Origin of the sequence: Kurthia populi (assembly GCF_042686175.1) — a bacterium.
Lineage (GTDB): Bacteria > Bacillota > Bacilli > Bacillales_A > Planococcaceae > Kurthia > Kurthia populi.
Genome location: NZ_JBHUOR010000082.1, coordinates 1 through 6,166, shown reverse-complemented (window position 1 = coordinate 6,166; position 6,166 = coordinate 1). Strand labels below are relative to the sequence as shown.

General features: G+C 36.5%; 6 protein-coding genes. 5 read left to right on the top strand and 1 reads right to left on the bottom strand.

The window, feature by feature from the left end:
- Nucleotides 1-733 precede the first annotated feature (733 nt).
- A complete protein-coding gene (locus tag ACFSY7_RS10650; RefSeq protein ID WP_139995668.1) occupies nt 734-1,345 on the top strand; it encodes a histidine phosphatase family protein in 612 nt (203 codons plus the stop codon).
- A 17-nt stretch (nt 1,346-1,362) separates the two neighbouring features.
- Here ACFSY7_RS10650 and ACFSY7_RS10645 read toward each other — a convergent pair whose 3' ends face one another.
- A complete protein-coding gene (locus ACFSY7_RS10645) occupies nt 1,363-1,797 on the bottom strand; it encodes a GNAT family N-acetyltransferase (protein WP_126991505.1) in 435 nt (144 codons plus the stop codon).
- Nucleotides 1,798-2,171: 374 nt separating this feature from the next.
- Here ACFSY7_RS10645 and ACFSY7_RS10640 point away from each other — a divergent pair, with 374 nt between their 5' ends.
- From ACFSY7_RS10640 to ACFSY7_RS10625, 4 genes are all read left to right on the top strand, one after another.
- Nucleotides 2,172-3,125, top strand: a complete 954-nt coding sequence (locus tag ACFSY7_RS10640; RefSeq protein ID WP_126991504.1) for an ABC transporter permease — start codon at nt 2,172-2,174, stop codon at nt 3,123-3,125.
- Nucleotides 3,115-4,089, top strand: coding sequence for an iron chelate uptake ABC transporter family permease subunit (locus ACFSY7_RS10635; protein WP_126991503.1), 975 nt, complete (start codon nt 3,115-3,117; stop codon nt 4,087-4,089). Before ACFSY7_RS10640 ends, ACFSY7_RS10635 begins: the two co-directional genes overlap by 11 nt.
- On the top strand, nt 4,086-4,850 hold the full coding sequence (locus ACFSY7_RS10630; protein WP_126991502.1) for an iron ABC transporter ATP-binding protein: 765 nt from the start codon (nt 4,086-4,088) through the stop codon (nt 4,848-4,850). Before ACFSY7_RS10635 ends, ACFSY7_RS10630 begins: the two co-directional genes overlap by 4 nt.
- A 120-nt stretch (nt 4,851-4,970) precedes the next feature.
- On the top strand, nt 4,971-6,017 hold the full coding sequence (locus ACFSY7_RS10625; protein WP_139995670.1) for a siderophore ABC transporter substrate-binding protein: 1,047 nt from the start codon (nt 4,971-4,973) through the stop codon (nt 6,015-6,017).
- Nucleotides 6,018-6,166: the final 149 nt, after the last annotated feature.

Below are 6,166 nucleotides of genomic sequence, written 5' to 3'. Positions count from 1 at the left end.
GTTGGAGATTCATATCGTTTAAAAGACCATTTAGCATCTGATGATGCGTGATTTTGTGCACCTTTAAGTAAGCGTTTATGTACATAGATTAGTTGACATTTATAGCACACTTTTAATCAAACTTTATTTCACCCCAACATGACTCAAAACCTCCTGTGGATAACTTTTCTCAGGAGGTTTTTTAATGGAGTTAAGTAGCTTTCTATTACTAGTTAAACAACTACGAATAGATTTCAAAGTTCTTTATGGATAATTTTGTAGGAGATTTTAAAGTAAGAATTGTAGGTGTCAGGAATTGAATGATTTTTTTAAAGATCTTTTAATAGATGATTTTTTAAAAGACATTCTTTTAGAAATAATTGTAGTGATTATATGGTTTTTAGTTGGTTCTATTTATTCAATGATTAAGTTTGTTAGAGCTGAGACAATAGCGATAAAGATTTTTTATGTACTACTTTTTATCTTTTCTGTAATGATAGTGATAGGTACTTTTTATTTCATTAATGGTATGTTGTATGATCAATCTTAAATTAAAAATGAGAATCATCTTGTGCATAACTTTTCACAGAAGATAGAAGCACAAAAATCACCTAGCTAATGGGCATAAAAAACGGTTTTAGACGTCCAATGTTTCTTAAAGTAACTTAACAAAATATAATCTAAAAATGGGTTTATAAATTTCAGTTTAAGTGAATTAATAGACAACAAGATGTTTAGACAGGGGATGGTTTTTATGACACAAGAAATGTATTTAATTCGTCACGGCGAAACAGAATTCAACGTGGAAGGAAAATTCCAGGGTCAATCCAATTCACCACTTACTGAGAACGGGAAAGATCAGATTTATCAGGTGGCCCGTATGTTGAAGATGGAGCTTGGTGACGATATTCATAACTGGGAAATCATTTCGAGTCCCCTTGGCCGAGCAATGGATAGTACGAAAATTTTATGTGAGACGTTAGCATATGATTTAACTAAAGTGCAGACAGATGAACGCCTAGCTGAAGTATCTGTAGGCGACTGGGCAGGGCTTTATATTGAAGATATTAAAGCGCAATGGCCGCGTCTTTTAGAAGGCACAAATCATTATAACTGGTACTTCAATTCACTTGGCGGTGAGCGTTATGCTGATGTGGAGGGCCGCGTAAAAGCATTTTTAGAGAGCGTGAAAGATAAAGAGAAACTGATTGTTGTGGCGCATGGTGTCACAAGTCGAATCATTCGTGGATTGTATCAAAACCTCGATAAAGATGAGGCGCTGAGCTTAGAAGTAGCGCATGAGACATTTTTTAAATTAGCAGATGGCGATGTAAAACGTTACACATATGAATACGAAGAGTTTTAATAGAAAAAGGACTGCTTTTAAAGCGGTCCTTTTTTTTCGTCTAATGCGAGTAACCAGTAACGTTCATTTGAGGGACCTTCTTCATGTACCTTCTCAAAATGATGTCGTGCATAAAAGGCGAGTGCGTGTTTATTTTCAGAAACGCATTTTAATGTCACGGGATGGGGTAGTAAGGTGGTCGCGTGACGGAGTAGGATAGAGCCAGCTCCCTTATGCTGATAGTCTGGGTCAATAAAAAGACAGTGAATAAAGCTATCTTGTACATACAATGCAGAAAAGCCAATGATTACACCGTTTTCCTCGAGTACATAGACAATATCCTCAGCCGTATCCTTTTCGAAATCTTCATATGAAAAAGGCTCGGTGTGCCAGTGAAAATGAGCTTGCCGAGAAGCTACATAAATGTCACTTAGGCGTTTGGTATCTGTTTGATTAGCGAGTCGAATCGGCATATAAAGCCTCCTTTAATTGTTGAAAAGTAGACATACTTTCTCCATCATTTCTTCTATTATAAAAGATGGCTTCATTTAATGAAAATTTAGATGAGAATTTCCTTTTATTTTCATTAAATGAAATTTAAAACGATTCTAAAGTATTTCGAATTCGAAATTTTTTTCTAGATGGACTTTAAAAAAGAAACTCTGTAAAACGCTGAGAAATCAGTTATTCAGGAAGAAAATTGGTCGGTCATTTGGATTTTTGTCCATTCTCAATTAGGGAAGTCGGTTGAATTTACGCTGAAAATCGTTATATAATGAAGCGGGAATTAAATGATAATCATTTTCATTATCATTTATAGATAAATTATAAAAACGAGGGCAATAGAATGAGATTATGGATGTTAGTGGTAGCTGCAGTTATCTTATCGTTTGCCTCGCTGTTTATAGGAGCTATCGATATTAAACCGGCGGATTTACTCGATTTTCAATCGGATGAAGTACAAATCTTCCTTGCTAGTCGTGTACCGCGGTTGATGGCGATTATCTTAGCAGGTGCTGGTATGAGTATTGCCGGGTTAATTATGCAATCATTAAGCCGCAATAAATTCGTATCACCAACAACAGCAGGTACGTTGGATGCAGCGAAATTAGGTATTGTTATTTCAATGATTTTCTTCACAAATGTAACGTATATGCAAAAAGTGATGTTTGGTTTTGCATTTGCATTAATTGGGACATTTATTTTTATGCGTTTACTTGATCGCATCAAATTTAAGGATGTCATTTTCGTTCCATTAGTAGGGATTATGTTCGGGAATATTATTTCTTCGATTACGACATTCCTTGGATACGAAGCGGATATTTTACAAAACGTTAGCACGTTCTTCATCGGTAGTTTCACGCTTGTAGTGTCTGGACGTTATGAATTACTATACGTTGCAGTGCCAGCAATTATTATTGCGTACATTTTTGCGAATAAATTTATGGTCGCAGGAATGGGAGAAGAATTTGCGAAAAATCTTGGCTTGAGCTATAAAACGGTGTTAAACATTGGACTTGTTCTTATCGCCATTATCTCAACAACGGTTATTTTAACGGTAGGGGTTATTCCATTCTTAGGATTAATCGTACCAAATATCGTGTCATTATATTTAGGGGACAATTTACGAAAAACGATTCCTCATACAGTCGCACTTGGTGTCGTTTTCCTTCTAGCCTGCGATATTTTAAGTCGTATTATCGTAGCGCCGTATGAAATTCCAGTAAATACAACGGTGGCTGTTATTGGTAGTGCGATCTTCTTAGTGATGTTGTTTAGGGGGAAAGCATATGCAAAGTAGTGTGAAGAAAACAAATACAATTAAAATTTTATGCTTGGCTGTATTAGCCATTATTTCGATTGCTGGCTTTTTGTTTTACAACATTCAAGGAAGTTTTAGCTATGCATTTCCAATGCGCGTTTATCGTGTAGCGGCGATGGTTATTACAGCGGTGGCGATTGCGTATGCGACAGTAATGTTCCAAACGGTTACGCGTAATCGTATTTTGACGCCATCGATGATTGGTGTCGACTCGATGTATGAAGTTGTACAAACAGTTATTTATTTCTTCTTAGGCTCGGCATCTATTTTTGTCGTCGACCGTTATTTGAACTTTGGAACAGCGATTTTAGCGATGGTACTTTTCGCGCTACTTCTTTATCGCTTCTTATTCCGAGCAGATAAATACCCGATTTTTCTCCTGTTATTAGCAGGAATGATTATCGGAACGCTTTTAGGAAGTTTAGTGAGCTTTTTACAGGTCATGATTGATCCTGTTGAATATTTAAGTTTACAAAATAAATTATTCGCAAGTTTCACAAATGTGAAGTCAGAACTAGTTGTGATTTCTGCTGTTATTTTAATCGCTTGCTTTATTTATGGGGCCTTTTTAATGCGCGACTTAGATGTCATGAATCTAGGTCGTGATAATGCGATGAATCTTGGTGTTAGCTATGACAAAATGGTGCTACGTGTACTTATTTTAGCGTCTATTTTAATTGCGACCTCAACGGCTTTAGTTGGGCCGATTACTTTCTTAGGATTAATTGTTTCAAACTTAGCGTATCAATTTTTAGTGACGTACAAGCACTCCATACTCATACTTGGCGCGAGTCTTATTAGTATTATCGCGCTCGTCGGTGGGCAGTTCCTTGTGCTGCATGTGTTTAATTTAAATACAACAATTAGCGTTATTATCAACTTCGTGGGTGGTATTTACTTTATCTATTTATTACTAAAACAAAGTAAAGGGGTAGCAGGATGATTGAAATTAAAGGAATCACAAAATTCTTTGGCAAAAAGCCTGTTGTAGAAGATGTGTCTGTGACGATTGAAACAGGAAAAATCACGTCCTTTATCGGCCCGAATGGTGCGGGTAAATCGACGCTATTGTCAATGGTAAGTCGCCTGTTAGATTCAGATACAGGGGAAGTTTTATTGGATAAGACAGACGTGAAAAAGCTGAAATCAAAAGATTTTGCGAAGCGCGTGGCGATTTTACGTCAATCCAATTTTATTAATGTACGTCTGACAATTCGTGAGCTTGTCTCTTTTGGTCGCTATCCATACTCTCATGGGCGTTTGACACCTGAGGATAATGTGATGGTCGATCAGGCGCTTGAGTATATGAACTTGATTGATATTCAGGACAAGTTTTTAGATGAATTATCAGGTGGTCAAAAGCAGCGTGCATTTATTTCGATGGTCATCGCGCAGGATACAGAATATATTTTGCTAGATGAGCCTTTAAATAATCTAGACATGAAGCACTCTGTTCAGATTATGAAAATTTTACGTAAATTAGTCGATGAGTTAGGGAAAACCGTGGTCATCGTACTGCATGATATTAACTTTGCATCTGTGTATTCAGACCGCATTGTTGCGTTAAAAGATGGGCGTCTTGTAAAGGATGGACCGACGAGTGACATCATCAATACTGAGTCACTTCGTGAAGTGTATGACATGAGCATTCCAGTCCAAGAACAAGATGGTTGTAAAATTTGCGTTTATTTCCAATCTCAGTAAAATTACCAAAAGCCTATTGACAAGGTAAAATGATATCCGCTAGAATTAGCATTAGTTAATTGAAAATGATAATCACTCTCATGTGCGTGAGGGGATACAACTCAGGAGGAGACTTTTAAAATGAAAAAATGGCGTTTTTTAACTGCAACTGCAGCATTAACTTTAATGTTAGGTGCATGTGGTACTGACGAATCAGAGGACAAATCTTCTGGAGAAAAAACAGAACAAACTTCAACTGACAAAGAAACTTCAGCAGAATCAAACACTGCATTCCCAATGACAGTTAAGTCTTTATCAACTGAACGTGAAACGGAAGAAGGCGACAAAATCACTTTCGAAGACGTTGAGTTAAAAGAACAACCAAAACGCATTATTTCAATGGACTATGGCTTCCTAGATACACTTGATGCATTAGGTGTTGAAGGTATTGTTGGTATTCCTTACGGTGAAGGCCAAGGGAATATGCCTGAAAACCTTAAAGAAAAATATGCTCCAAGTGATGATATTAAAGACGTAGGTAACCTAAAAGAATTAAATCTTGAAGTAGTTGCGGCTGCTGAGCCAGATATTATTTTCATTACTGGTCGTCAAGCTCCTTACTACGAAGAGCTTAAAAAAATCACACCAAACGTAGTATTTGTTGGTTCTGATAGCAAAGATTATATTGGTGGCGTTGAAGATTCAATCGATTTAGCTGCTTCAATCTTCGGTAAAGAAGATAAAGCGAAAGAATTAAAAGCAACGCTAGATGAGAAGAAAAAAGAAATCCAAGAGAAAGCTTCTAAATACGATAATGCTTTAGTAACAATGTACTCTGACAAACAAATTTCAGGCTTTGATAACGGTGAAGACTCTCGTTTCAAATATGTATACGATGACTTTGGCTTCAAAACAGCAGTTGAAGGTATTGATACATCAGCTCACGGTTCGAACTTCTCTTACGAAGCCATCTTAAAAGCAGATCCTGAAGTATTATTCGTCATCGATCGTAATGATATGGATGTAGAAGCACTTAAGAAAGATGTTGAAAACGACATCATCAAGAAAACACAAGCTTACAAAAACGGCACAATCGTATACTTAGACGGTACAAACTGGTACTTCTCAAGCAACGGTGCTACAACTGAAGTTGAAAAAATGGATGAAATCTTAGACGAATTAAAATAATTCACTAAGCATAATAGGGAGCCTGCCTCTTTTGAGACAGGCTCTTTTTTTATGACGAATTGTAATATTAAGTGCACCACTCAAAATAAATAAAAAAAGACCCATTCAATATGAGCCTGTATAATTAAAGTTCCTACACCAAAATCAAC

What these genes read in the sequence shown, in the direction of transcription:
- ACFSY7_RS10650 (WP_139995668.1), top strand. Translation starts at nt 734, where the DNA reads ATGACACAAGAAATGTATTTAATTCGTCACGGCGAAACAGAATTCAAC.
- ACFSY7_RS10645 (WP_126991505.1), bottom strand. Translation starts at nt 1,797, where the DNA reads ATGCCGATTCGACTCGCTAATCAAACAGATACCAAACGCCTAAGTGAC.
- ACFSY7_RS10640 (WP_126991504.1), top strand. Translation starts at nt 2,172, where the DNA reads ATGAGATTATGGATGTTAGTGGTAGCTGCAGTTATCTTATCGTTTGCC.
- ACFSY7_RS10635 (WP_126991503.1), top strand. Translation starts at nt 3,115, where the DNA reads ATGCAAAGTAGTGTGAAGAAAACAAATACAATTAAAATTTTATGCTTG.
- ACFSY7_RS10630 (WP_126991502.1), top strand. Translation starts at nt 4,086, where the DNA reads ATGATTGAAATTAAAGGAATCACAAAATTCTTTGGCAAAAAGCCTGTT.
- ACFSY7_RS10625 (WP_139995670.1), top strand. Translation starts at nt 4,971, where the DNA reads ATGAAAAAATGGCGTTTTTTAACTGCAACTGCAGCATTAACTTTAATG.